Genomic DNA, 26,629 nt, shown 5'->3' on the forward strand with positions numbered 1-26,629 from the left:
TGAAGATAAATGTTCAGAAACAATTATATACCAACGGAACAGCTTGCCGATCAAAATCTATTTTATGTAAAAAATAAAAAATCCAAGTTCCATCTCCCAAATGAATACATTAAGAAGAGTATAAATAACTATTCTAAAATTTAAGCCCAAAACATTATGAAAAAATTTATCCTAGTTTCAATGTTAATTGCAAGTTCTTCAACATTCTCCCAGGTGGGTGTTAACACTACCAATCCTAAAGCAACATTTGATGTAACAGGTGCACCCACTGATGCCAATAAATTAGATGGAATAATTGCTCCTAGGCTTACAGGTGATCAATTGGCAACTAAAACTTATACTACAGCACAAACAGGAGCAATAGTGTATGCATCAGCTGGCGCCTCTTCTTTAACAGGACAAGTGATGAACATAACTTCTCCAAGCTATTATTATTTTGACGGAACAGTTTGGCAAAAATTTGTTATAGTAACAGACTTGGAAACGTTAGGAATACCAAAAATAGCAGTAGTTGCAAATGTTGCTGCATCAGGAAATAATACTTCTTTTTTAGGAGGTGACCTTGGCTCAAATATAAGAAAATATTTCTTTAATAATGAGATTATTGATTCCTACGATGCTTACAACCCTTCGACTGGAGAATTTACCGCTCCTAAAACAGGATTGTATCAGATACAGATAAATATATTATTAAAAGCATATCAGAATAACTCTATAGACCTGAGATTAGGACTATCTAAACCTTATACCGGAAGTTTAACAAGTGCTAGTAATGCTACTTTCTCATCTTTAACAGAAGATACTTTTAATACAAATGGTACTTCTCCTGTGTCAATATTATTTAATGGATTAGTATCTATGACAACAGGACAGAAAATAATTCCTCTTACGAGGTACATTACTCCGGGAACATCTGCGGGACAATATTCATTAGATGTAGAAGCAATAAACTATGATAGAACCTTTACCAACAATATGGTAATCACTTATTTCCCTAATTAAATTCAAATTCAACTTTAATCATGTAATACGTTCTAACGAGCGTTATTCTAGCTGCCAATATTCTCTCAAGCTATTTTGTACATCGAGCATAACGCTATAATATTTGTCTCAGGTTCTTCAGAAACTGGACCTATCCCCTCAGGTATCTTTGAAACAATTAAAATAAGAAAATTACAATCGTGTTTTCTTATATATTAAAAAATAGGTTTTGATAAAAGCAATTCTAATAATCCGTAAGATTGATTTTTCACCAAAAAAATTATGAAAAGAAACAATTGTTTTATCCGGCATTACTGATAGCAATGTTGGCAAACGCCCAAAATGACAACTTTTCAGGAGCTATTATTGCCACCAATATATGAGCCACTGCTGGGGTACTCTTCCATCCTGTAATTCAAGTAGCGGAAAACACTAAAAATAAGTGTATCATCCAGTGATCTTCTTACGATTTCCGATGTATCCGAAATAAAATCAGTAAGTGTTGCAGATACTTCAGGAAGACTGGTTAAAACCATTGAAAACCCTCAATCTGGGCGATTTAAAAGAACGAATTTATTTTATTACCTTAAAAATGAATGATGGCAGGATAAAAACTATGAAAACTATGAAAAAATAACCAATCTTTATTAACCAAAGAGGCCGTCCCACAACTAGTGAAGACGGCCTTTTTCCTATTTTTACCCTGCTTCCTTTATTCTAGAGAAGATTGTCAAGCCACATCATTTAGTTGTGAGACAAATTCTTTTTGTTAATTATTTCTGCTTTTTACAATCACAAATAATAATTTTAGAAAAAGTAGTGATGCTATTCATGAGTCTATTCAAATGATATAAGATTTAACTTGTAAAACTACAATAAAGTTCTAAAAAATTGCTGGGTCTATCTTCATGAGGTTTATAATTTAATAACCGTTATATTACTTACGTTCCCGGTACCAATAGTCCCTATTTCATCTCTCAAGAGTGCATAAGTATTAATACCGTTGGCTGCAAAGGTAATCTGCTGGCCAGCTGTAACACTTATAACGGTGTTATAATTATGGATTTGCCCCACGGTTGCTGAAACTGGAATAGTTGTCGCTATCCTGGTAGATCCTCTTCCTATAAAATCACCACTCACATCCCGTATACCAATAATGACCTGCTCATTTGCTGATACATTTCTGAAGCTCATCTGCATCTGTACCAGATAATTTCCGGCATTGTTGAATGTCATCACCCCGGTAGCCGTGTTATAGCTGTATAAGGAAGATGTAGCCTCCGGTGTTCCCAGCAATATTGTATTGGTTCCGGTAAGACTAGTTTGATTGGCTGCCAGCTTAGCATGAAAAAGTGGTTGTGCAACGGTAGGTGAATACTTCAATATTCCGGTGGATATATCTACAACGACATTGTTTTCAGCTCCGGAAGCCGTCTTTAATCCTTCAACTTTTACCGGGTCATCACCCGCCGAAGGCACTACATGAAGTTTGTGGGTAGGTCCGGTTGTGTTAATCCCGAAATTACCCGTTGCGCTAATAGTAGCCCGCTGCGCAGTATTAGTAATAAAATTGACAGGTGCTGCAGCCTGTGTACTTAAATTTAAGCTGGTGGCGTTGCCGGATGTAGCCAATTGTGCAGAATTGGCATTATCCACAAATAGATCTATTATGGCAGAACCTCCCTGTGTCCGGATTGTTCCTCTTGAAGAACCAATTGCCCTTACAATACTTTCAGTACCAGTCGTTCCTATATTGATCGTATTTGCTCCATTTGTAAAGGAGAGCAAATTGCCACCGGTAGTAACCACTCTATTTCCGGAGAGCGTGCCATTTGAATTATAAATATTAACGGGAAGATTCAATTTTGTCCATACAGTGCCATTGAAATAATAATAACCAACAGCATCTATATTCAAAGCTGTACCTGTTAGGGAGCCTGTGGCAATATTATTTACATAAATCAGTGTTGAAACCGGAATTCCGGACATACTTTGAGCTCTTTCCCTGTCTACTCTGGGAATAAGAAGTCCATCTACTGCTGAATCTGTACCAGTTATGTTTTTGGCAGTTATGTCCAAGGTTGCACTAGGAATAACAGTATTAATGCCTACTTGTGCTGCCGACAATACGGGAACAAGAATCAGGAAGGTAAAAATTGCATTTTTCATGTGATTATGGTTTAATTGTTTCCACAGTAAATGTAATATTTTTATTAATTATTACATAAAAAAAACATTATTTTATCATAATAATTAGTAAAAATACTATATGATACCACATAACGTAAATAAATAAAAGGTTTTATACAGAAGAAAGTACTGAGAAATAGGTGTTGTTAAGATTCAAAATGTGAAATCCTGTCGGTCCAGGCTTTAGAAAGATTTATATTTTATTACCTGAAAAGACCTAATAAAATGCTTTGCCTGTGACGTATATGTTTATATATTGAGAGCGTTAATAAACCTTACTTGTATTTTGAACTTAACTCTACAGTGGAAATCTTACCCTAAACTTATTTAAGGTATAGATCGTATTCTAAAAACACAAAATCTACCCATTTAAATTCATCCGGAAACAGCCACACTTATTTTTCGGATTATCAGTATAGGGTACAAATAAGTTTACTGTTATGCAACATCGATCCGTACAAATAAAAAAAACAGATTAACAAAAAAACTCAACCTTGCATCAGATGTAGATCTCTATCATTTTTTTAATCTCTTGTAAAATTAATATTTCTTTACTATTAATACACCTATTTTTTTAGATTTTGTAATTCTATATTTATAAAAAGATCTTTACCATACTGAAAACATGACCGTTAAAATCGTGCTGTATCTATGATGTAGTAGTTTCTCATTTTTATAAGTGTATCTGATATAACTTTGTTCCAGAAAAGCGAAACACAAATATGTATTGAATCTTACTAACGTATTTAGCAAATTGATAGCACTCTAAAAACACAAAATCTATATATTTAAATTCATCCGGAAACAGCCACATTTGTTTTCCGGATTTTTCATTATAGGGTAACAAATATTGTAAAAAAAAACTTTCCCAATCTTTGGTAATCGGGAAAGGTTTAATAGATACAATAAAATTTTACAGATGAGATACTAGTGGTTTTAGTCCATCTACATTTTAGCTTTTCTAAGCGTTTTTAAAGGATTTTATATATTTTTTTCCATTTGACTACTGTATTTCTACTGAGTTTAAAATAAACGGCCAATTGGGTATTATTTAAATTATTCTTCTTTTGATAGCGTAACATCTGTAAAATTGCCAGCTCATTATAAGCCCGGTGCTGCTGGTTAAAAATATCACTTTTTTTATTTTGCTTGGGAAAAATGATATCATTCAGTTTAATCACATCTAAATCAGAAATATTCTTCTTAGAGAGGATATTTTGGCAATACATTTCTTTTTCCGGATGTCTTAATTGAATGATATCAGAATAAATTTTGTGATAATCCGGTTTTCTATTTACTTTTTGTATTTCTCTATCCATTTGTATAAAGTAGTTTTTGGGATTTTATACTGTTCTATAATTTGCAATTTAGTTTTCTCTCCATTTTCTATCAGCTCCAGAATAAAATCAATCATATCCTTTGTATAAATATTTTTTCGGAACTGAGGGAGTTCAGAATTCTTGTTTTTCGATCTATCCTTTTTACTGGAAGAAGGAGGCGAAAATAGGATCAAATGATGTGAATACAATCTGAAAAAATCATATTCGAGCAGTTTAGATAACCTTAGTAAGGTGGCTGTTGATATCTCTCCTGAAGACAAAACATTTAAAAGAAACTCCTGATCGCACTTAAGAAAATTGAGAATTCTTTCTTGTTCAATATTCAGTTCCTTAATCCGAAACCGGATTATTTCCCCAATGTGTATTTCTTTAAAATTGAAATTCATAAGCATTATTTAAAAAGGATATCAATCTATTTTAGATATAAGCAATGATACCCAAATGAAAAAATTAGTTTTACTTTACTACACCAACATATTACACTGCTCCTTTGCATTATTATATGTCAAACGGGATCATCTTTTGCTCCTTTTAAAGAAGTTTAATAGAAAGTATCATCCCTGTTATAAGCAAGCTGCATAAGAAGCTAATCTTCCATATTCATTAGATTTATAATTTTATTATGATAACATTAGTAACGTTTCCAATCCCACTTCCTCTATCAAAATATTGTTTTAATTTATTTATACTCAGTTCTATATTTATTTTTCAGTTTGATCACATTTTCCTTTTTCCGGAACAGTTTGTGGTATCAGTTTTAGTAAATCGATTTTAAAATATTGCTGCAGCCTCTAAAATAAATGTTATTATTTCTTTTGGTTTTGATGCCAATGAAGCATGACCTGCATCTAAATGAATAATCTTTTCTGGAACCATTCTTTCAGCCATTTCTTTTTCTGTTTCGGGTGGTATCATATTGTCGTGATCAGAAACCTGATACCAACTTGGTTTTCTTTTCCACGCGGGTTCTCCTGCTACATCACCAAAACATTGTCCGTGTATAGGTCTTTGAGACAAAGCCATTATCAACGCACTTTCTTCGTCTAGATCCTGGCAGAATGATTTATGAAATTCATCATATTTAATCCACAGAAAACCTTTAGAATCTGGGGCAATACTTGCTCCGCCCGATGAAGCTCTACGTCCTAACAATCCACCTAAGCTATCGCCTGCGTCGGGTGCAAATGCTGCGATATATACCAAACCCACTATTTTGTCGTGGTTTCCGGCTCCTGAAATTACGTCTCCTCCGTAGGAATGCCCTACCAACAACACTTTGCTATCTTGAGCATCAATTAAGTCCTTGGTTTTGTTGATATCGTCCTGTAACGAGGTCAAAGGGTTTTGAACGCTACGTACTTTATAGCCTTCTTTTACCAATGCAGGAATTATATGTTGCCAATGTGAGCCATCTCCCCAAGCTCCGTGAACCAAAATTATCGTCAAATCTTTTGTAGTCATCGTGCTTATTTTTTTATTATTCTAAAAATTATCTGAAATATGCATTCTATAGATTTTCTCAATTACTAGCGCTAAAGTGATACTTTACTTTTCGTAGTTGCGGTATTTTTTCCGCCTTATTTTTTTACTAGCTATTTTTCCATCACTTGATGAAACACCAATTGTGAATATTGTTTCAACGGTATATGCATTATTGTTTTGCATCATTCCTCTATAGTTTTTTGAGGTGATCAGCCATTTGCATTTATTTTTATCGAAAATTGCTTTTGGTGACATAGATGGATATTTTACTGTTTCTTCTAATGTGTACCCTTCCGGCAACAACAGCAATTTTCTTTGATGTACATATTGTATGATAGATAAACTGTTATATTTATTTTCACATTGTGCAAATAAATTGTTTGAAAGAAACAGTGCCCATATTACGAGCCAAATTGCTTTATACTTGATGAGCTTATTTTTCATCTTATCATTTTTCTAACTAATAGCCTGTTGTGCATGTCGATAAAATGGGTTACTCTTGTTTATTGAAGCGTATCATTTTGTATTCTTTATCAACAATTAGCAATACACTGGGTTTAATAGTATAACTCAATTTTTCTCCAGATTTAATTTTATAATGGAATTCGGCCTCTGCAGGATGGGTTTTCACCAACTTTACAGGAACGATTTCTGTAGAAATCCCGGTTACAGGAAGCATAACGGCGATTACCTGATCTTTGGAAAAATCAATTGCTGTTGGTATTCCGCTTTCCCCCATGTGGGCTGCTGTTCCAAAAATTTTATCAAATTCTTGTTTGGATGTAATTACCTTTTCGACAGGTAAATTTACCGTTTGGGTATTTTTGACAAAATAATTATCTGCAATCTTAAAGGGCACTGACCCTGCTGTATTAGTACTGGTTTTACATGAAAACATCAATGCCAGGAAAATAATAAGTATCTTTTTCATTTTTAAATTATTAATAGTTAAAAAAATTAGTTTATGATTAAATAGAATAAACTCGTAGTTATTAATTGCTCATCCTAATGGCAGATATTTGTCCACCAGTGATTTTAGAAACTCTGGTATAGGCGTATCGTAAATCAAGAACATCATTGACATCGAGGTATACCATATAACTCATATTTTGTGTTGTTATAATAGATCCATTTGCGTATCCATCATTTACTTTATTTACCACTGTTCCGTTGACTCTAAGTGCGAACTGCGCGGTCCCACCAGTTGTGGGCCTGTTCATTGATATATCTGCGGAAACGGCAGCAGTAATCTGATAATATCCAGCTGCGGTTACGGTATACTGACCAGTGGAACTATTGTAAGTCATCCCTGATAATAATGGGTTAGTATCCATACTAATTGTTCTGAAAGTATCGGCACTTATATTTCCTGAAGTCGTAGTTCTAAAACCTAATAGAGCCGTAGAAGGTATAAACAGAACTGTCGTTTTCAGCACACCATTGGCATCAGCTACTACTACTCTATCAGCATTATTTGTACTGCTATTGGTATTAATATCTCTTACTCTAAGATTACCTGAGGTTACATCCAATTTTTCGGTAGGTGTGGTTGCTGAGGTGCCTAAACCCATTTCACCCGTGGCCAAAATAGTTGATTTTATACTCCCATTTGTAACAAAATTAATAGGTTCTGCATTATGAGTTCCTACGAATAATTTTGTTGCTGTACCTCCGGACATGATCTGTGCCGCATTCGAATCAGTCACAAACATATCTAATGTAGCACCACCACCCTGTGCCCGGATATATCCCGTTGACGAACCTGACGCAGATAAAGTACTCTGAGTACCATTGTTATTTAATCCAATGGAATTTGAACCATTTTTAAACTGCAGTGTATTTGTTCCCATGGTTACCGTTCTGTTTGCCTGCAAAGTACCATCGGAGTTATAGATATTAGGTCCCGTAAAATCCTGCCAGATACTTCCGTCAAAATAATAATACCCGGCATCGGTTACTTTAGCCGTTTTAATAGTAGTGGGACTTGCGGCTTGAGTAATGTAAACTACAGTTCCAGTCTGGGGAGTAAGATACAATGCGTCTTTTACTTTTAGTTCGTTGCCAGTAAGACGGGGGGCAATAAATCCATCAGTTTTTGTAGCATCTGTAGGACTCCCTACAACGTCAAATGTCGCTTTGGGCATTGCAGTATTAACCCCAACTTGCGAATAAATATCACTAAATCCTATTAGTAATAAAGCAGTGGAAAGGATAAGCCTGTTTTTCATTTGTTATGTATTTAAGATTATTGTATTTTATGATTAAAACCTCGTCAGCTAATTGGAACATTGAATTACATTTCAGCTGAAGGCTTTTATATTTTAATGCTCAACGGTCGGTATTACCATGAATTAGTATTTACTAGTGATTAACCATGCAGCACCAGTACTTTGTACAACAATACCTCTTCCCGAATCACTATTGTTGAGGGTATAATTTGAAATAGTTGCTCCATTCGTCATAAAAGTTCCTGATAGGATATTGCTGTTAGTGTTTCCGTTAATAAGATTATAGATACGACCGATATTAGTAGCATTTGCAACTGGTAAAGAGATATTTCCTGTAACCATAACTGTATAATCGTTATTGGCTACAGTACCGCTTGCTAAGGTTCTTAAATTTGCTGAAAAAGAACCGTTTACCTGTAATGTACTGTTTGGATTTGCTGTTCCTACACCAATTTCTCCCGTTGACAAAATAGTTGCTCTTACTCCTCCATTAGCAACAAAACTGACAGGTGTTGCAGTATTAGTACCAACAACTAGCCCTGTTGTCGTACCTGACGTAACCAACTGTGCAACAGAGCCATTATCAACAAACATATCGAAAAATGATGCATTTCCGCCTGATACCCGGGATGCCCCACGCATAGAACCATTATTAACAATAATGCTTTGATTTCCGTTATTATTGATTCCTATTGAATTGGAGCCATTGTAAAATGTCAGTACATTATTGGCCATATTTACAAATCTGTTCGTCAGCAAAGTACCATCTGAATTATAGATATTAGGTCCTATAAAATTTTGCCAGACGCTTCCGTCAAAATAATAATAACCAGTACCGGTTACTTTAGCCGTTTTAGTGGTAATAGGACTTGCAGCCTGTGTAACATATACTATAGCTCCTGTCTGCGCCGCAAGATACAGTGCATCTTTTGCTTTTAATTCGTTTCCTGTAAGGCGAGGTGCTATAAAGCCGTCACTTTTTGTGGCATCTGTCGGACTTGCAGTGACATCAAGTGTTGCTTTTGGTGCCTGAGTATTAATACCAACCTGTCCTGAAACCCAGCTGGAAAATGCAATGGCCGAAATAATTAATAATGTGTTTTTCATTGTTTGTATTTTTATGTAAATTGTTAAGAATGATAATACAGAATGCAGGATCATATTTTTTTATTCATAACTGAATCCTAAATAGTTCTTTTGCTTATTAAACTACTCCAGGAGGAGAGGAACGCAAACATTGAATATACTTTTATCTCAATTTTGGAAACATATGCTTGCTTCATGAATATTTTCTTTAAAAACTTTTGATTTTCTGTAATTGCAGAATTTTGATCAAATAAAATAGCATCTCCAGAAATACATATATCCCTGTTTTGCTCTTGTGTTAATTGTATTAAAATAAAAAATAAACCGAGAGGATGCATGTGAAAAGTCACCTGTATATTGACAAGAAAATATTTGCATGAATAGTACATCTTTGTGTTTTGTTTTTTCGGAAACAAATTTATACTAGATACTATTTATAATTGCAAAAACCAGATACAGCAAAAGTACAACACCAACACAACGCACACATTATCAGTATCATAAAATTACGATTACAAATAAAAACCCAAAGCTGAATTGTGAAATACAATTAAAAAACAGGCTTAATTATACCTATAAGAGATTTAAGAAAATAGTCGATTAAAGATTGAGTTTTTTCAATATGCTTTCTTTATTTAAATAGAATTGCAGTATCCTTATTTTTTGAACAAAGGCTCAAACAAAAAAATTTAAACCTTACTCTTCATATATATATTTAAGTCAATATCTTATTCAATAAGCTTTTTGATACTTATAAAATTATCCAGATGTGGTTGGTTATAAGAAGCTGTTCCACTAAAAATTTTATCTGAAGATATTATCCCTCCTGTTCCATTAAAAAATTTTGCCTTTAAAAAAAAGGTCTGAGTTATGGTATTTCTAAAATAAAAAGTTTTGAATAAAGTTGAATTTCTTGTATTTGAATTTGTTGTTCCTTTGTTTGGCTCCATTGAGGTTCCATATATTTCTGAACCAGCAACATTTCCGCTTACATTTTCAAATGCAGCAATAAAAATATCAGCATTTGCTGGATTATTTTGATAACCGGCATCATTTGAAATACCAATCAATCCATAAGATATTTCATATAGTCCCGGAGATAAAGTAAAACCTCCATTACTGGCGTTATAACTGCCACCCGACGTATTTAATTCATTGAACAACAAACTATTAAAAATAATATTATACCTGACATTATTCGTCATTGATGTAATATCAGTAGTTCTATATGCAATAAATTTTGGGATAAAAGTGTTTGATTGTGGACACAAATTATTCCATTTATTAGATATTGTACTATAAATCTGAAGACATCCTGTATCTGTATTTATGAGTTGGAGTCCATTTGAGGGAGTACTTATTGCATTAATTTGATTTGTTGTTAAACGAGGAATTAGAATACCTTTGTTACTCGAAGTAATATCAAGAGCTGCTTCAGAACTGGGTTTAGTAATGCCTATTCCAACGCTTCCTTCCGAAGTGATGACAAAATCATTTGCTTGTTGTATAGAAGTAGGTATACCTGTTAAGGAATTATCTTTTCCTCCATCAACATTAAAAACTCCTTGTGGATTTGCAGTATTAATACCAACTTGTGTAAAAGCAAAACTTGAGCATAGAATTGCAGATAAGATAATTAAATTATTTTTCATCATAATTGTTTTTTTATTATAAAATTTATGTTTTTCAATAATTACTAAGAACTTTTTTTATTTGTGCGCCAACTGTATCAATTATCCTATTGCCTGTTGGGTATTTTCTTTGAGATCATTTTTGATATCAGATTCCGTCGTTTGTGGATAAGGGTTAAGATATGTGGTATTGTTGATACTTCTTTGGAACAGATAGATTATACTTTAGAATGCAAATGGACAATTTTTGATTTTCTGACAGATGCAGAATTTATGGCTACGTAAGACATTTTTTATTTGTGCTTGTTTTCTGGAAACAAATTTATACAGGACACTATCTACAAATGCAAAAACCAGATACAGCACAAGTACAGTATCACACAACGCACACATTATCAGCATAATAAAATTACGATTACAAATAAAAACCAAAGCTGAATTGTGGAATATAATTAAAAAACAGGTTTAATTACCCTAATTGTCTACAAGAGATTTAAGAAAATGATAGAGATCTACATCCGATCTGAGGTTGAGTTTTTTTCTCAATCTGCTTTTCTTTATTTGTACGGATCTATGTTGCATAAAAGTAAATTCTGCAATGTCTTTCGAAGAAAACCCCAACCAGATTAAAGCACAGAATACAAGGTTGGCTTTGGTTAACTCAGGATTGAGTTCTAAAAGTTTTTGGGACACATTAGGGTAAATTTCCTGGAATTTTTCCAAAAACCTAATATCATTATTTTTAGCTAATTGAATTAAATCTTCCTGAGCACCTGCGATTCTTTTCTTCAATACTTTTGTTTCGCACTCTTTCTGGAAAATTACTGCTTTATTTTCTAATATCTGTCTCTTTTTTTTCTTGTTCTGATGATACAAATAAGTAAGCAATGCTACACTCAAAAACCCTGCAATACTACTACATATTAGTGTCGCTGTTTTTAGTGTTTTGCTGTCTTTGGTTTTCTTTTCATCTATTTTTTTTATAGATAATTCCAATCCTGTGGTTTGTAAATTTTCAAGACTGTCTTTTGATTTAATATAATAGTACATCTTTGTGTTTTATTTTTGTACACAAATTTATACTTGACAATCTTTACCAAGAAAAAAACAAATGCAGCATAAGTACAGCATGAATATAACAAACATGCTAAAACAATAATAAAAATGGATTTAGAATAAAAAGTAATGGATTATAAAATCTAGTTAAAAAATACATTGAAGCATGTTAATTTTCAACAAGAGACTTAAGAAATTGATAAAGATCTACATCCGGCCCAAGGTTGAGCTTTTTTCTCAATCTGCTTTTCTTTATCTGTACAGATCTGTGCTGCATAAAAGTAAACTCTGCAATATCTTTAGAAGAAAAACCCAACCAGATTAAAGCACAGAATATAAGATTGGCTTGGGTTAGCTCAGGATTGAGTTCCAGAAGTTTTTTAAAAACATTCGGATACACTTCCTGAAATTTCGCAAAAAATCCAATATCATTATTTTTTGCCAATTGCATTATTTCTTCGTGAGCATCTACAATCCTGCTTTTTAATTCGGAAGTTTCGTCTTCTTTTTGGGAAATGATTTTCTTATTTTCTACTATCAGCCTCTTTTTTTTCTTATTCTGATAATATAAATAAGTGAATAATAGTAAGCTCAAAAACCCGGCAATACTACTATATAAAAATGTTGTCTTTTTAAGAGTTTTCTTTTCCTTATTTTTTTCTTCTTCTATTTTCTTTATAGACAATTCTATTCCTTTGGTTTGCGAATTTTCCAAACTGTCTTTTAAAAAAATATACTTTTCCAGATACAGTTTTTCCTTTTCCGGTTGTCCCAGTCCTTGGTATGTTTCATTCAAAAGCTTATAGATTTTTACAAGACGGTCAACATTTTTTTTCTTTAATCCAAACTCAAGTGATTTTTCTAAATATTCACGGGCTTTTTCCTTATTGCCTTGGTTCAGATAGTAGTGCCCGTAACCACAATAGATTAATGATTTCACCTGATTTGTCGCATAATTATCATTCCGCTTAACATATACCATTGCTTTTTCTAAATTGACATACGCTGAATCCTGATTAGGCCTATGTTCTAAATAATGAAGAGCTATGCAAGCATAGCCAGCGGGATTTTCAAACTCTTTATTCGATTTATAGAGATAGACAACAGCAGAGTCATTGTTGTTTTTGCCATAAAAGAGATAGGCACGTTCATTATAAATATAGTTCAAAAGGTAATTTCTTCTTCTTTCCGGTGAGTCCTCAATTTTTTTTCCATAGAATACCGCCTTGTCATTATATTTCAATCCCAAATCATATAATTTCATCATTTTATAAACTACAGAATAATACCCATAAATAGTTGCACTGGTATTATTATCTATAACATTTTTTTCTGCAATTTTTTCTGCAGCATCCAGTTCTTTAAGACTTTCATTGAAACGTCCATAATTATAGTATCGGTTGGCAATATTAAGATGTCCCCAAACAATTCCTTTTGGATAATTTTGCTTCTCTGCCTGCTTCATTAGCTTTCGATTCCAGGTAATGACTTCATCAAAAGATTTATTTTGTATTACCCAATAATGATTATAGATTAAAAGAGAATCAAATTCTTTAGGTGTTAGATTTTGGGAAGAGACAGTTGCTGATGAGAAGAAAATCCCAGCAGTAATTAAGAATTGAAATAGGTATTGGAAACATTTCATTGAAGGATAAAATTAAGAATATTTTAGAAAATAATTCTATTAAATCGCGGAAATAAATGATTCTTTTAATTAGAAATAATTACGACGACCTAATAATATATGAATGCTAAGGCTTACCAAAAACACACAAATAATAAAGAAACGCCTGAAAATTCGGACTAATCTACACATGTCTTATCAGCTTTCCTATACAGTAATTATAAATTGTGCCTGCCATCGATTGCCAAGTAATCCCTCAAAACGCAAAATCTTTAAAAAGCCGTCTGTTCTAAAACACCTTTGTCTCAAGGCTCTCAAAGCGTGGCCTTTTTATCACATACAACAATGTTTTAATTATGGAAAGACAAAGAAAAAAAATTGTATTGACAACAGTAACGATACTGATTAGTTTAACTGTTATAGCACAGGGAAACGGTACTGCCGGAATCGCTGAAGCCACCCAAATGGTCACCTCCTATTTTGATCCTGCCACAAAACTCATCTATGCCATTGGCGCTGTGGTAGGCCTCATTGGAGGCGCCAAGGTTTACAATAAATTCAGCAGTGGTGACCCCGATACCTCAAAGACTGCAGCAAGCTGGTTCGGAGCCTGTATATTTCTTATTGTAGCGGCAACAATTCTTCGCTCATTCTTCCTTTAAGTTATCTATTATGAAAACCTACCACATCAATAAAGGCATAGGAAGAACCGTTGAGTTCAATGGACTCAAAGCTCAGTACCTGTTCATTTTTTCAGGCGGATTATTAGCATTACTTGTACTGGTAATGATCATGTATATGACAGGAGTTACTCACTACATCTGCCTCTTTACAGGAGGATCTGCAAGTAGTCTTTTGATTTGGCAGACCTTCTCAATGAACAGAAAATATGGAGAACACGGACTCATGAAGCTGGGTGCTAAGAAAAAGCATCCACGATACATCATCAGCCGTAAGAATGTATTGAGGTATATCAAAATAATCCCTAAAAGACAGGCTGTATGAGAAATACTTCCAAAGCAGCAACACTGGAGAGTAAATTCCCTTTACTCGCCGTTGAAGATCATTGTATTATTTCAAAAGACGCAGATGTTACGGTTTGCTTTAAAGTTAGATTACCGGAACTCTTTACAGTAGCCTCATCGGAATATGATGCGATACATTCTGCATGGTTCAAAGCAATCAAGACACTCCCTGACTACACGATAGTTCACAAGCAGGATTGGTTCATCAAAGAAAATTATGCTCCTGATCTGTCAGCAGAAGACCAGAGTTTTCTTTCAAAATCTTTTGAAAGGCACTTTAATGAGAGGGCTTTTCTCAATCATTACTGTTATCTCTTTATTACCCAAACCAGCAAGGAAAGAATGAAAATGCAAAGCAATTTTTCATCGCTTTGCAGAGGTATTCTTATCCCCAAGGATATAAGAGATAAAGAAACCGTTACCCGATTTATGGAGGCTGTCGATCAGTTCGAAAGAATTATCAATGACAGTGGCTATATTCATCTGGAAAAAATGACCGCAGATGAAATTACAGGAACTGAAACAAAGTCTGGTTTACTTGAGCAGTACCTGACTTTATCCAGAGAAATTAATCCATCATTACAAGATCTTAATCTTGGTGCCGAGGAAATGCGAATTGGGAACAACCGTATCAGTATACATACTCTATCCGATACTGATGACCTCTCAGGAACGGTGTCCTCACATAGTCGATATGAAAAACTGAGTACAGACAGAAGTGACTGTCTCCTATCGTTTGCTTCTCCTGTTGGTCTTTTATTGAGCTGTAATCATATGTACAATCAATACCTGTTTATTGATAACAGCGATGAAAACCTCAGTAAATTTGAAAAGTCTGCCCGCAATATGCACTCACTCGCAAGATACAGCAGAGCTAATCAGATCAACAAAGAATGGATCGAGAAATATCTCAATGAAGCCCATTCATTCGGACTGCAGTCTATTCGGGCCCATTTCAATGTGATGTCATGGTCTGATGATCCAGCTGAACTCAAACAGCTTAAGAACGACACAGGAAGCGCCTTGGCACTGATGGAATGCAAGCCTCGTCATAATACTACCGACGCTGCCACTTTATACTGGGCAGGAATTCCTGGTAATGCGGGAGATTTTCCAAGTGAAGAAAGCTTTTACACCTTCATCGAACCTGCGCTGTGCTTTTTCACCCAGGAAACCAACTATCAAAATTCGCCATCCCCATTTGGCATTAAGATGGCAGACCGGCTTACCGGCAAACCCATTCATTTGGATATTTCAGATCTTCCCATGAAACAGGGAATCATCACCAACCGTAACAAATTTATCCTCGGACCATCAGGAAGCGGAAAGTCCTTTTTCACCAACCATATGGTACGTCAGTATTATGAACAGGGAGCCCATGTTCTTCTGGTAGATACCGGAAATTCTTATCAGGGTTTATGTGAACTGATCAAAGGAAAGACTAAAGGCGAAGATGGTGTTTACTTCACCTACACTGAAGATCATCCAATTGCTTTCAATCCTTTTTATACGGATGACGGTGTATTTGATATTGAGAAAAGGGAAAGCATTAAAACATTAATCCTTACCCTTTGGAAAAGAGATGATGAACCTCCTTCCCGTTCCGAAGAAGTAGCTCTATCCAATGCAGTCAGCGGTTATATAAAACGAATTAAGGTAAGTGATATGTACCCTTCTTTCAATGGGTTTTATGAATATGTGAAAGATGATTACCGAAAGATACTCAACGAAAAACAGGTTAGAGAAAAAGACTTTGACATCGCTAATTTCCTCAATGTACTGGAACCTTATTACAAGGGTGGAGAATATGACTATTTACTCAATTCAGATAAGCAGTTGGATCTTCTCTCTAAGCGTTTTATTGTCTTTGAGATAGATGCCATCAAAGATCATAAGATCCTGTTCCCCATAGTGACGATCATTATCATGGAGGTTTTCATCAACAAAATGCGGAGACTGAAAGGAATCAGGAAGCTCATTCTTATTGAAGAAGCCTGGAAAGCGATTGCCAAGGAGGGGATGGCAGAATACATTAAATACCTTTTTAAAACCGTGAGAAAATTCTTTGGGGAAGCTATTGTAGTGACTCAGGAAGTGGATGATATCATCCAGTCACCCATTGTCAAGGAAAGCATTATTAATAATTCTGACTGTAAGATCCTTCTGGATCAGCGTAAGTACATGAATAAATTCGATGACATTCAGGCCATGCTAGGTCTTACTGATAAAGAAAAATCTCAGGTGCTGTCGATCAATATGAACAACGATCCAAAGAGACTTTATAAAGAGGTATGGATTGGACTGGGAGGAACTCATTCAGCGGTGTATGCAACGGAGGTTTCCAATGAAGAATATTTAGCCTATACGACTGAGGAAACTGAGAAAATGGAAGTGATGAACCTGGCCTCGGAATTTGAGGGAAATGTTGAGCAGGCCATAAAGAGGATATCCCTCAAAAAGATTAAAACGAACAAAGAAAATTAAATCATTTAAAAATTTACGACAATGAAAAATCTAATCATTAAAACACTAATGGTAGCTTTTCTTGCTACAACAACATTGATCAAAGCACAATTTGTGGTCACAGATCCCGCCAATCTTGCATCCGGAATATTGAATTCAGCCAATGAAATCGTTCAAACCTCAAATACGGTAAGTAACGTGGTTAAAAACTTTAATGAAGTTAAAAAAGTCTATGAACAGGGTAAAGAATACTATGATAAGCTGAAAGCAGTCAATAATCTGGTTAAAGACGCCCGCAAAGTTCAACAGACTGTATTACTCGTTGGTGATGTTTCAGAAATGTATGTGAAGAATTTTGGAAAGATGCTTAATGATCCGAATTTCAATGCGCAGGAACTTACAGCCATTGCCAATGGCTATTCTACCCTATTAACGGAGAGCACTGAACTTCTTAAAGAGCTCAAGCAAATCGTCACCTCTACCCAACTTTCATTGAATGATAAAGAACGTATGGATGTGATTGACAAAGTGTATAAAGAGGTTAAAAATTATCATAATCTGGTACGATACTATACCAACAAAAACATTTCTGTCAGCTATTTAAGAGCAAAGAAACAAAACAATACCCAAAGGGTTTTGGACCTTTATGGAACCTCTAATCAAAAATATTGGTAGTATGGAATCTGCTAACTTACACGAGGTACTCCGTTCGGTGTACGAGGAGATGCTGCCTTTATGTGCTGATATGGCAGCAGTGGCAAAGGGGGTTGCGGGACTAGGAGCATTATTTTATGTTTCTCTTAAGGTCTGGCAGGCACTAAGCCGAGCGGAACCCATTGACCTGTTTCCGATGTTAAGGCCTTTTGCCGTAGGAATCTGCATTATGTTTTTTTCAACCATTGTACTGGGAAGTATCAATGGGGTCCTGAGTCCTGTTGTACAGGGAAGTCACTCCATGCTTGAAGGTCAGGTTCTCGATCTCAATGAACTGCAGCAAAAAAAAGATGTATTGGAAAGAGAGGCCATGCTCAGAAATCCTGAGATGGCCTATTTGATCTCTGACGAAGAATTTGACAAGAAACTGGAGGAGCTTGGCTGGTCGCCTTCAGACCTGGTTACTATGTCGGGAATGTATATGGAGCGGGAAATGTTTGCGATCAAAAAAGATATACGTGATGGCTTTCGTGAGTTTTTGGAAATTCTTTTTCAGGCAGCAGCACTCGTTATTGATACCATAAGAACATTCTTCCTCATTGTACTATCCATACTCGGACCTATAGCATTCGCGATTTCTGTATGGGATGGTTTTCAAACGACACTCACCCAGTGGCTGACCAGATACATCAGTGTTTATTTATGGCTTCCGGTTGCCGATATATTCAGTGCGATACTGGCCAAGATTCAGTCTCTTATTCTGGAAAGGGATATTGAAATGCTTTCTGATCCTGATTTCATCCCAGACACTTCCAACACGGTATATATCATTTATATGATTATTGGAATCATCGGATATTTTACCGTTCCAACGGTCACAGGCTGGGTTATTCAGGCTGGAGGAGCAGGAAACTTTACACGCAATGTCAATCAGACCGCTCAGAAATCCGGAAATATTGCCGGAGCGGCGGCAGGATCAGCAACAGGTAATATATCCGGGAAACTACTGAAATAATTAAAATCAAACCCTAATGGAATTTAAAACCTTAAGAAATATTGAAAACAGTTTTAAGCAGATCAGGTTATTCACTTTTGTTTTTGCCCTGTTATGCTTTGGTGTTGTAGGACTGGTTGTTTATCAATCCTATAGCTTCGCCGAAGAGCAAAGAAAAAAGATCTATGTTTTGGATAATGGAAAATCTCTCATGGTAGCGTTATCCCAGGATATGTCGATCAACCGTCCTGTAGAAGCAAGGGAACATGTCAGACGTTTTCACGAACTGCTTTTCACCCTTGCTCCTGATAAAAATGCGATTGAAAGCAATGTCAAAAGAGCTTTTAATATGGCTGATCAGTCTGCCTTTGACTACTATAAAGACCTTTCGGAAAAAGGATATTATAACAGAATTATTTCCGGAAATATTCAGCAAAGAATTGAAGTGGATAGTGTGGTTGCCAGTTTCAGCAACTACCCTTATGAGGTGAAGACCTTCGCCAGGCAGTTCATTATACGGTCAAGCAATCTGACCATACGCAGTCTGGTTACCAACTGCTCACTGGTCAACTCAGTAAGGTCAGACAACAATCCCCAAGGATTTACCATAGAAAAATTTAATGTTGTTGAGAACAGGGATATTGAAACTGTTGACCGCTAAACCGAGTATCATGAAAAAGTTAAGAACAGCCATAGACAGTTATATTGATCAGGCAGAGCAAAAGTGGAAAGCCCTGCCTTATGATAGACAACGAATGTTTACAAAGATCTTTTTTGCTACCTATCTACTGTTAAATGTTTTTGCATTTCTACAGATCTGGTCAAAACCTGTAAATACTCAAAAGATTATTCCCGGAACATATATTAAAAGTGTTCCCTCAGACACTGATCGTAAGAAAAATCCTGAAATCCATTCACATCAAAAACATTAAAATGAAAGATTCAATCAACAATAAAATAAGAATTACAGAAGGATCTTCTGGATCTCCCAATAAAGAAGAATTTCAAGATACCAGAAAGCAACAACGGGAAAAATTAAAGAAACCTGTCATCTTTTTTTTAATGACAATCGTTTGTGCCGGGTGTTTATACCTGATCTTTAAACCGAATAAAGATCATGTCATTGCTAAGAATGCAGGTTTTAATGCGTCCGTTCCGCAGGCAGCTGCTGATCAACTTCAGTCCGACAAACAGAAAGCTTATGAACAACAGTTGTTGGAGCAGAAAAATGAAGAAAAAAAGAAAGCCTTAACTACCCTATCTGATTATTGGAATGATTCAAGTTCGTCAAATAATTTGAATGATAAAGCGTTCAATTTGAATTCAAATGCCCCTTCTAAAAATATTGGTGCAGCCAATCAGAGTGCAGTAAACAGCTATCAAAACACACAGCAGGCACTTAGTTCCTTTTATGGTCGGGATCAACAGGAAGTTGATAATCTGAGGCGGGAGATTAGCAGGCTTAAAAATGAAGCATCTCAAAAAGAATTGCTACCCAAGAGTGTCGGAATCAACGACCAGCTTGAACTGATGGAAAAATCGTATCAGATGGCGGCAAAATATCTTCCGATACCTACACAGCAAGAAAAAGCTCGAGTGAAAGAAACCTCCGAAGAAGTCCCATATCATCACAAAGGAGATATTACATCAGTAAAGCAAGTTAGAGGCAGTATTGTTTCCAGTTTATATCATGAACCTTCTGATAGTTTATTTTTAGAAAGACTTCATCAGAACAGATTTACAGGCATTCAGAGTGAACATTCGATCAATTTTGAAAATAGGAATAGTATCCGCGCCGTAATTCATGAAACAAAATTGATGACTGCTGAAAGCACGTTATCTTTAAGACTGCTGGAACCTATAATCATTGGGAAAGTTAAAATTCCACCGGGAACACTGCTAAAAGCTATGAGTAAATTTCAGGGTGGAAGATTACAGCTGAAAATATCAGCTATAGAATATAATGGGTTTATCCAGCCTGTTGAAATCAACGTTCATGATAATGACGGACAGTTGGGACTGTATATTCCCTACTCTCCTGAACAGAGTGCCATGACTGATATCGTAGGTAATATGGGCCAGAATTCGGGAACAAATATTATGATGACCCAATCTGCAGGACAACAGGTCGCCGCTGATCTTACCCGTGGAGTCGTTCAGGGTATATCGGGCTATTTTCAGAAAAAAATCAGATTACCAAAAGTTACCATAAAAGCAGGACATCAGGTCTTTCTAGTTTCAAAGAATAATTAATCAATAATAAAAAAAACAATGAAATGTATACTAAATAAATGGCTGTTATCAGCCCTTATTATTTTTTCAGCATATAAAATAAGTGCTCAGGAAACAACAGGTCTTAATTCCCTCAATCAAGCGAGATTAGAACCTTACAAAATGGAAATTACATACAATAAAACGACACATCTATTATTTCCTTCTCTTATCCGCTATGTAGATTTAGGAAGTAATTATCTAATTGCCAGCAAAGCGGATGAAATTGGAAATGTCCTTAGGATAAAATCTTCAGTAAGAGATTTTGATGAAGAAACCAATTTTTCTGTGATTACTCAGGACGGCAGATTCTACACCTTTGATGTGTTATACAGTTCCTATCCCCAGACCCTCAACTATGACCTTTTGAAGCTACAAAGGACTACTGAAAATAGATATTCTACTGACGTACTGTTTGAAGAACTCGCAGGAGGCCCATCATCGATTATCGAAGATATGATGAGAACACTGTATAAAAATACTAAGCGTACTATTAAACATATCAGCACAAAAAGTTTTGGGATTCAGTTTCTGTTAAATTCTCTGTATGTAGATGACGGAAAGTTTTATTTTATCATTCAGTTAAAGAACAGAAGTAATATCAATTATAATGTTGACTTTATCAATTTCAAAATAGCTGATAAAAAGAGACTGAAACGCACAGTAGTTCAAGATAAAGTTTTAACACCACTCCGTACATATGAACCAATTCATGCTGTCAGTCATCAGAGTGAAGCAAAGGCTATTTATCTTATGGACCAATTTACCTTGCTGGATGGTCAGGTATTGGAAATTGAAATATTTGAAAGAAATGGTGGTCGTCATCAGAAAATTAGGATTAAAAATACAGATCTTATTAATGCTAAGATTATTCAGAATATCCATTTAAACATGAAGTGAAATACGGTACATGCTGATGCTTACACCTACATCAATAATTCACTATAAGACATGATTAGCAAAGCAAAATCTACTGTTTGATTATTAAAGTCCATACTATTCTAATTAGCAGCGAAAAGACACTTCCGATCAAAGAGAGGGACTGGTCTTTTCGCCAAAAAAAATTAAATAGAGAGAACGGCAATTTTTTAATTGCCGTTCTCTTTGTATTATATGTTCTTAAAAAAACCTATAACATCCCTTCATCTGCAAATGACAGATATTCGGTAGAGGTTAGAATGCAATGATCAAGCAACTGTATGTTGAGAAATTTAGAAGCTTCTTTTATTTTCTGAGTCATTTTTACATCATCCGTTGAAGGTTTTAACTTTCCTGAAGGATGATTATGCGCAATAATAATGCATGATGCATTACATAAAAGAGCAGCCTGCATAATAATCCTAACATCTACAATAGTTGAGGAAATTCCGGATTCAGAAATTTTCTTTATTCCTAAAACTTTATTCGCCTGGCTTAGATAGAGTGTATAAAATGATTCTCTATAGTCAATTTCATCACTGTCAAAATGTTCCCTAAATACATCAACAGCATCTTTTGAGTCTGTTATTAATCTTTCACAGTTTCCTTGTCTGGAATAACTTAATTTAATTTCATTAACTATATTAAATCTCATCTTTTTTGCTCTGAGTACGGCAGAGACTGATATTTCCCGCACTTAATTAATGTCTCTATTTTCCACCTTTTCTCCTTCCTTTATTAAAGCCTCCATAAGACTCTGTAGATGTTTTTCAAAAGAAAAACCGAAAAAAAGAAAGCAGATAATCTAAGCGGACAATGCGGAAAGCCAAAAGGAAACGGAATAATTGGAGGGCACCTTTAGGGAGGAAACCGTTTATGCCGTAGTCTTTTGGGTGGAAATAGAAGATAGCTGACCGCTATACCTTAGCTGCCTTTTTACCGGTTTATTATGGAAAATATTTCATTTTCAAATTATTATTGAAGTAAAATGAATGCAAAATTTCTATTCATTCATATAAGACATACTGAAGAAAATTGAATACCTCAAAGTATACTCCGATTGATTTGTATAATCCCTTTAAAAATGAGAGTGTCAATAAAGGACATTATCTCCCTTACTAAGTAATTAACTGTTTATCATCAGTTATAAATCATAATTTAAGTTTGAATAATAAAATGACTAGTGTTAAAGACATTCCGTAAATAAGTCAGCTTTATGAAAAAGGATCATAGAAGGAGATTTAAAAAAGATAATTTTAAACCAAGGATGTCTAAATCGATATACTCTATAACTCATGTCCAAAAACTACCGTTTGAAAAATCAAAAAAAATACTTTCAGACGCAGGATTTTCATTATCTGATGAAGAAATAAAAGAAATTTCGGAATTAATTCACAAAATTGCAGAGCTTACTATAAAGGAATTTATTTTAAAATAATTCCATATATTGCACTGGATACTAACACCTTAAATCTAAACAAGAAGCATCATGAAGACAGCAGATTTATATATTCGGGTTTCTACTGACGAACAAGCTGATAAAGGTTACTCCCAACGAGATCAGTTGGAAAGACTTGAGAGATATTGCAAGCAAAATGATTTAACGGTCGGTCAAACGATATTTGAAGACCACTCAGCAAAAAATTTTAACAGACCAGAATGGGCCAAATATATTAGTTATATAAAAAAAAGAAGCACAAAATCTGATTTTGTCCTATTTACGAAATGGGATAGATTCAGCAGAAATGCCGGTGATGCCTATCAAATGATAAAGCTTTTAGAGAATCATAATATATCTCCACAGGCCATTGAACAACCTTTAGACACAAGCATTCCTGAGAATAAAATGATGCTTGCAATTTATCTTGCTGCTCCGGAAGTTGAAAATGACAGAAGAGCATTAAATACATTTTTCGGAATGAGAAGAGCGCAGAAAGAAGGTAGAGTTATGGGAACAGCATCTTATGGGTATATTAATAAATGTACTGAAGATGGAAGGAAATATATCGCCATAAAAGAGCCTGAAGCATCAAATATGCGGTGGGCTTTCAATGAACTTTCTAAGGGTAAATATGCTATTGAACAGATAAGAAAGAAAATGAATTCTATGGAAGGGGCTGATATTAGTCGAAGTTCATTCTATAATTCTATTAGAAACCCTGTCTATTGTGGTAAAGTATTTATAAAAGCTTACAAAGAAGAAGAGGAATGTATTGTTGAAGGAAAACACGAAAGTTTGATCTCTGAGTTCCTATTCATTAAAGTTCAACAAGTGCTTAACGGAAAAACCAGGGAAGAACGCCCCCAAGGAAAAATACAATCATTAGAGCAATTGCCTCTACGAGGCTTTTTAAAATGTCCTAGATGTGGTGAACATATTTCCGGTAGCGGATCAAAAGGAAAGCTAAGAATCTACTACTATTACCATTGTAATTCCAAATGCGGATATCGGCACAATTCGAAAATCGTCAATTTAGCCTTTGAAGAACAATTGAAAAACATGGAATTTAATGATGGAGCAAAGCAGCTTCTGAAAGAAATCATCTTATACAATTTTAAACATATTCAGAAAAATGTAGATGACAAAAAGAAAGATCTTTCAAAACAAATTCAAGTCCTAAATAAAAAATTAGACAGTGCCCGTGAAAAGTATCTTAATGACATGCTTGATTATGAAGATTATCAACTTGTAAAATCCGATACTAAAATGAGACTTGACAACCTCGAAATTGCATTACATGATCGAAAGTTAACACGAAAAAATTTAGACATAAAACAAAAAATAGACAATGCTTTACATGTTATCCCAAACCTTTCAAAGCTATATGCCAAGGGAGATACAGAGACAAAACGCTCAATTCTGTGTTCGATTTTAGCTGAAAAACTTGAATTTGAAGAAAATGCATTTCGAACACCCAAACTAAATTCCGCACTCGATCATATCTTATACATAAACAGGAAGTTACGTGATAAAAAAGACGAACAAAGCATCCAAAAAAATGCTTTGTCCGTCTGTGTGACCGCGAAGGGATTCGAACCCCCAACCCTCAGAGCCGAAATCTGATATTCTATCCAGTTGAACTACGCAGCCCATTATATAAGTAATTAATAATCAATTATGTATATATTATTGATCACTCAATACATTTATTAGAAAGTAATTTTTCATTTTTCATTCCTCCTACAACCTGTACGCCTAAGACTTTATATCCTTTGTACGTTTGATAGTTTGAGTTCCGAAGATCATTTCCGACTGCGAAAATACTGATTTTTTTACAATTTATCCCGTATGAAAAAGGTTAATTCTAAAAATCATTGATTTTTTGATTTGCCTTTCAAATCAATAACAATCCCGATGTATTGAACATATTTTTTCCAAACAAAAGAAACAAATTACAAACTACTGATATATAATCACTTAAAATAACACTGTAACATTCAAAATAAATTTTAGACTCATAAAGTAAACACAATACGAATTTTTCTAAATCAAAAATTATGAGAAATAAAATATTATCAGCCCTTTTATTTTTTTGGACAGTCGCATTTTTCGCCCAAAATAAGGTTTTAAATGATGAGTATTCAAAAGCTAAAGAAATTCATTAGAGACTTAGATTCTATTGTTTCGCCTAATGGTATTCAGGCGAGCTATTCTGTTACTATAGGAAATATAAAACAGCAGGTCTATATAAGGGGCCAGAATAAGGAAAACCCCATTATCCTGTTTGTACACGGAGGACCGGCTTCCCCTATATCTCCGGTGATGTGGATGTTTCAAAGGCCCATTGAGGAATATTTTACGGTAGTTAATTACGATCAGAGAGCGGCGGGAAAAACCTATGCTATTAATGATACCATTAATATAGGAGAAACCATACATATTGATCAGTATGTAAAAGATGTTATTCAACTGGCAGAGTATATTGAGAAAAAATATAAGAAGAAAAAAGTCATACTGATGGGGCACAGCTGGGGAACTATTGTTTCCATGAACGCAGCTTTGAAAAGACCTGATCTATTCTATTCATACATAGGCATCGGACAGATCATCAATACAAGAGATAATGAACGGCTAAGCGTTGAATACGCTCTAAAAGAAGCCATAAGTTTAAAAAATGATACAGCTATCAAAGAATTGAAATCTATCGCGCCCTATCCCGGAAATCAACCCATAACAAGAGCAAGAATTATCATTGCCAGAAAATGGCCACAATATTATGGAGGACTTACTGCATTCAGGAATAATTCAAGGTATTATTTTCAGGCTCCTCTGCTGTTCTCAGACTATTCGGAAAAGGATCTTGATGCTCTTGGCGCAGGAAGTCTTTTTACGTTGAAAAGACTTTTACCTGAATTTTTAAACGTAGATTTCAAAGGCGTTAAAAGCTTTCCGATCCCCGTCTTCATGTTCATGGGACGCCATGATTACACAACGCCATCTGAACCTACGGATATCTGGCTCCAAAATGTAAAAGCCCCAGCCAAAAAAGGAATCTGGTTTGAGAATTCTGCCCATCTGATCCCTTGGGAAGAGCCCGGAAAAATGTTGGTTACTTTATTAAATGATGTCCTGCCAACCGTCACAGACAAAAAATAAAGCATGACATTGTGACTAGTCCTGAAACTCCGATACAGATTAAAGGACAAAAATAAATAATTAAACCAGAGCAAATTTGTTTTTGCTTT

General features: G+C 34.9%; 25 protein-coding genes and 1 tRNA gene. 13 read left to right on the forward strand and 13 right to left on the reverse strand.

Features of this window, described 5'->3' with window-relative positions:
- The first annotated feature begins 156 nt into the window (after window positions 1-156).
- Window positions 157-1,002 (forward strand): hypothetical protein, encoded by an 846-nt coding sequence (locus SB679_RS22555; protein ID WP_410704543.1) that lies wholly within the window; start codon window positions 157-159, stop codon window positions 1,000-1,002.
- Between the two features lie 894 nt (window positions 1,003-1,896).
- Here SB679_RS22555 and SB679_RS22560 read toward each other — a convergent pair.
- From SB679_RS22560 to SB679_RS22610, 11 genes are all read right to left on the reverse strand, one after another.
- Window positions 1,897-3,150 carry a hypothetical protein gene (locus SB679_RS22560; protein WP_410704544.1) on the reverse strand — a complete coding sequence of 418 codons (1,254 nt, stop codon included), beginning with the start codon at window positions 3,148-3,150 and terminating at the stop codon, window positions 1,897-1,899.
- Window positions 3,151-4,142: 992 nt separating this feature from the next.
- The gene (locus SB679_RS22565) at window positions 4,143-4,490 is read right to left on the reverse strand and encodes a helix-turn-helix domain-containing protein (protein ID WP_410704545.1); all 348 of its coding nucleotides are present in this window, start codon (window positions 4,488-4,490) and stop codon (window positions 4,143-4,145) included.
- Window positions 4,466-4,897 (reverse strand): transposase, encoded by a 432-nt coding sequence (locus SB679_RS22570; protein ID WP_410704546.1) that lies wholly within the window; start codon window positions 4,895-4,897, stop codon window positions 4,466-4,468. The genes SB679_RS22565 and SB679_RS22570 overlap by 25 nt, the downstream gene beginning before the upstream one ends.
- 385 nt (window positions 4,898-5,282) lie before the next feature.
- Window positions 5,283-5,972, reverse strand: coding sequence for an alpha/beta hydrolase (locus SB679_RS22575; protein WP_410704547.1), 690 nt, complete (start codon window positions 5,970-5,972; stop codon window positions 5,283-5,285).
- Between the two features lie 84 nt (window positions 5,973-6,056).
- Complete coding sequence (locus tag SB679_RS22580; protein WP_410704548.1) at window positions 6,057-6,437, reverse strand: hypothetical protein; 381 nt, start codon at window positions 6,435-6,437, stop codon at window positions 6,057-6,059.
- Window positions 6,438-6,486: 49 nt separating this feature from the next.
- The gene (locus tag SB679_RS22585) at window positions 6,487-6,924 is read right to left on the reverse strand and encodes a hypothetical protein (protein WP_410704549.1); all 438 of its coding nucleotides are present in this window, start codon (window positions 6,922-6,924) and stop codon (window positions 6,487-6,489) included.
- Window positions 6,925-6,985: 61 nt separating this feature from the next.
- Complete coding sequence (locus SB679_RS22590; protein ID WP_410704550.1) at window positions 6,986-8,221, reverse strand: hypothetical protein; 1,236 nt, start codon at window positions 8,219-8,221, stop codon at window positions 6,986-6,988.
- 123 nt (window positions 8,222-8,344) lie between these two features.
- Window positions 8,345-9,328 (reverse strand): hypothetical protein, encoded by a 984-nt coding sequence (locus SB679_RS22595; RefSeq protein WP_410704551.1) that lies wholly within the window; start codon window positions 9,326-9,328, stop codon window positions 8,345-8,347.
- Between the two features lie 707 nt (window positions 9,329-10,035).
- Window positions 10,036-10,962 carry a hypothetical protein gene (locus SB679_RS22600; protein ID WP_410704552.1) on the reverse strand — a complete coding sequence of 309 codons (927 nt, stop codon included), beginning with the start codon at window positions 10,960-10,962 and terminating at the stop codon, window positions 10,036-10,038.
- Between the two features lie 450 nt (window positions 10,963-11,412).
- The gene (locus SB679_RS22605) at window positions 11,413-11,988 is read right to left on the reverse strand and encodes a helix-turn-helix transcriptional regulator (RefSeq protein ID WP_410704553.1); all 576 of its coding nucleotides are present in this window, start codon (window positions 11,986-11,988) and stop codon (window positions 11,413-11,415) included.
- A gap of 175 nt (window positions 11,989-12,163) precedes the next feature.
- Window positions 12,164-13,639, reverse strand: coding sequence for a tetratricopeptide repeat protein (locus SB679_RS22610; protein ID WP_410704554.1), 1,476 nt, complete (start codon window positions 13,637-13,639; stop codon window positions 12,164-12,166).
- A 335-nt stretch (window positions 13,640-13,974) separates the two neighbouring features.
- Between SB679_RS22610 and SB679_RS22615 the strand changes: the two genes are divergently transcribed.
- From SB679_RS22615 to traN, 9 genes are read left to right on the forward strand one after another with little or no spacing between them, the layout of a single operon-like run.
- Window positions 13,975-14,280 carry a DUF4134 domain-containing protein gene (locus SB679_RS22615; RefSeq protein ID WP_410704555.1) on the forward strand — a complete coding sequence of 102 codons (306 nt, stop codon included), beginning with the start codon at window positions 13,975-13,977 and terminating at the stop codon, window positions 14,278-14,280.
- A gap of 10 nt (window positions 14,281-14,290) precedes the next feature.
- Window positions 14,291-14,623: a DUF4133 domain-containing protein gene (locus SB679_RS22620; protein ID WP_410704556.1), complete on the forward strand. Its 333-nt coding sequence runs from the start codon at window positions 14,291-14,293 to the stop codon at window positions 14,621-14,623.
- Entirely contained in the window at window positions 14,620-17,127 is a 2,508-nt protein-coding gene (locus tag SB679_RS22625) for a TraG family conjugative transposon ATPase (RefSeq protein WP_410704557.1), read from the forward strand. The genes SB679_RS22620 and SB679_RS22625 overlap by 4 nt, the downstream gene beginning before the upstream one ends.
- A gap of 48 nt (window positions 17,128-17,175) precedes the next feature.
- Complete coding sequence (locus tag SB679_RS22630; RefSeq protein WP_410704568.1) at window positions 17,176-17,781, forward strand: DUF4141 domain-containing protein; 606 nt, start codon at window positions 17,176-17,178, stop codon at window positions 17,779-17,781.
- A gap of 1 nt (window position 17,782) precedes the next feature.
- Complete coding sequence (gene traJ / locus SB679_RS22635; RefSeq protein ID WP_410704558.1) at window positions 17,783-18,775, forward strand: conjugative transposon protein TraJ; 993 nt, start codon at window positions 17,783-17,785, stop codon at window positions 18,773-18,775.
- A 16-nt stretch (window positions 18,776-18,791) separates the two neighbouring features.
- Window positions 18,792-19,415 carry a conjugative transposon protein TraK gene (gene traK / locus SB679_RS22640; RefSeq protein WP_410704559.1) on the forward strand — a complete coding sequence of 208 codons (624 nt, stop codon included), beginning with the start codon at window positions 18,792-18,794 and terminating at the stop codon, window positions 19,413-19,415.
- Window positions 19,416-19,425: 10 nt separating this feature from the next.
- Window positions 19,426-19,686, forward strand: coding sequence for a hypothetical protein (locus tag SB679_RS22645; RefSeq protein WP_410704560.1), 261 nt, complete (start codon window positions 19,426-19,428; stop codon window positions 19,684-19,686).
- 1 nt (window position 19,687) lies between these two features.
- The gene (gene traM, locus SB679_RS22650) at window positions 19,688-21,007 is read left to right on the forward strand and encodes a conjugative transposon protein TraM (protein WP_410704561.1); all 1,320 of its coding nucleotides are present in this window, start codon (window positions 19,688-19,690) and stop codon (window positions 21,005-21,007) included.
- A gap of 18 nt (window positions 21,008-21,025) precedes the next feature.
- Window positions 21,026-21,925, forward strand: coding sequence for a conjugative transposon protein TraN (traN, locus tag SB679_RS22655; RefSeq protein ID WP_410704562.1), 900 nt, complete (start codon window positions 21,026-21,028; stop codon window positions 21,923-21,925).
- A gap of 229 nt (window positions 21,926-22,154) precedes the next feature.
- Here the strand turns inward: traN and SB679_RS22660 are convergent, their stop codons facing one another.
- Window positions 22,155-22,598, reverse strand: a complete 444-nt coding sequence (locus tag SB679_RS22660; protein ID WP_410704563.1) for a JAB domain-containing protein — start codon at window positions 22,596-22,598, stop codon at window positions 22,155-22,157.
- 561 nt (window positions 22,599-23,159) lie between these two features.
- Between SB679_RS22660 and SB679_RS22665 the strand changes: the two genes are divergently transcribed.
- Together SB679_RS22665 and SB679_RS22670 are read left to right on the forward strand one after the other, a co-directional pair.
- Entirely contained in the window at window positions 23,160-23,381 is a 222-nt protein-coding gene (locus SB679_RS22665; protein WP_410704564.1) for a hypothetical protein, read from the forward strand.
- A gap of 51 nt (window positions 23,382-23,432) precedes the next feature.
- Window positions 23,433-25,007 (forward strand): recombinase family protein, encoded by a 1,575-nt coding sequence (locus SB679_RS22670; protein WP_410704569.1) that lies wholly within the window; start codon window positions 23,433-23,435, stop codon window positions 25,005-25,007.
- Here the strand turns inward: SB679_RS22670 and SB679_RS22675 are convergent.
- Window positions 24,961-25,034, reverse strand: a tRNA-Arg gene (locus tag SB679_RS22675). The two genes, SB679_RS22670 and SB679_RS22675, sit on opposite strands and share 47 nt — an antisense overlap.
- 480 nt (window positions 25,035-25,514) lie before the next feature.
- Between SB679_RS22675 and SB679_RS22680 the strand changes: the two genes are divergently transcribed.
- A complete protein-coding gene (locus SB679_RS22680) occupies window positions 25,515-26,540 on the forward strand; it encodes an alpha/beta hydrolase (protein ID WP_410704565.1) in 1,026 nt (341 codons plus the stop codon).
- Window positions 26,541-26,629: the final 89 nt, after the last annotated feature.

Origin of the sequence: Chryseobacterium sp. SIMBA_029 (genome assembly GCF_046535275.1) — a bacterium.
Lineage (GTDB): Bacteria > Bacteroidota > Bacteroidia > Flavobacteriales > Weeksellaceae > Chryseobacterium.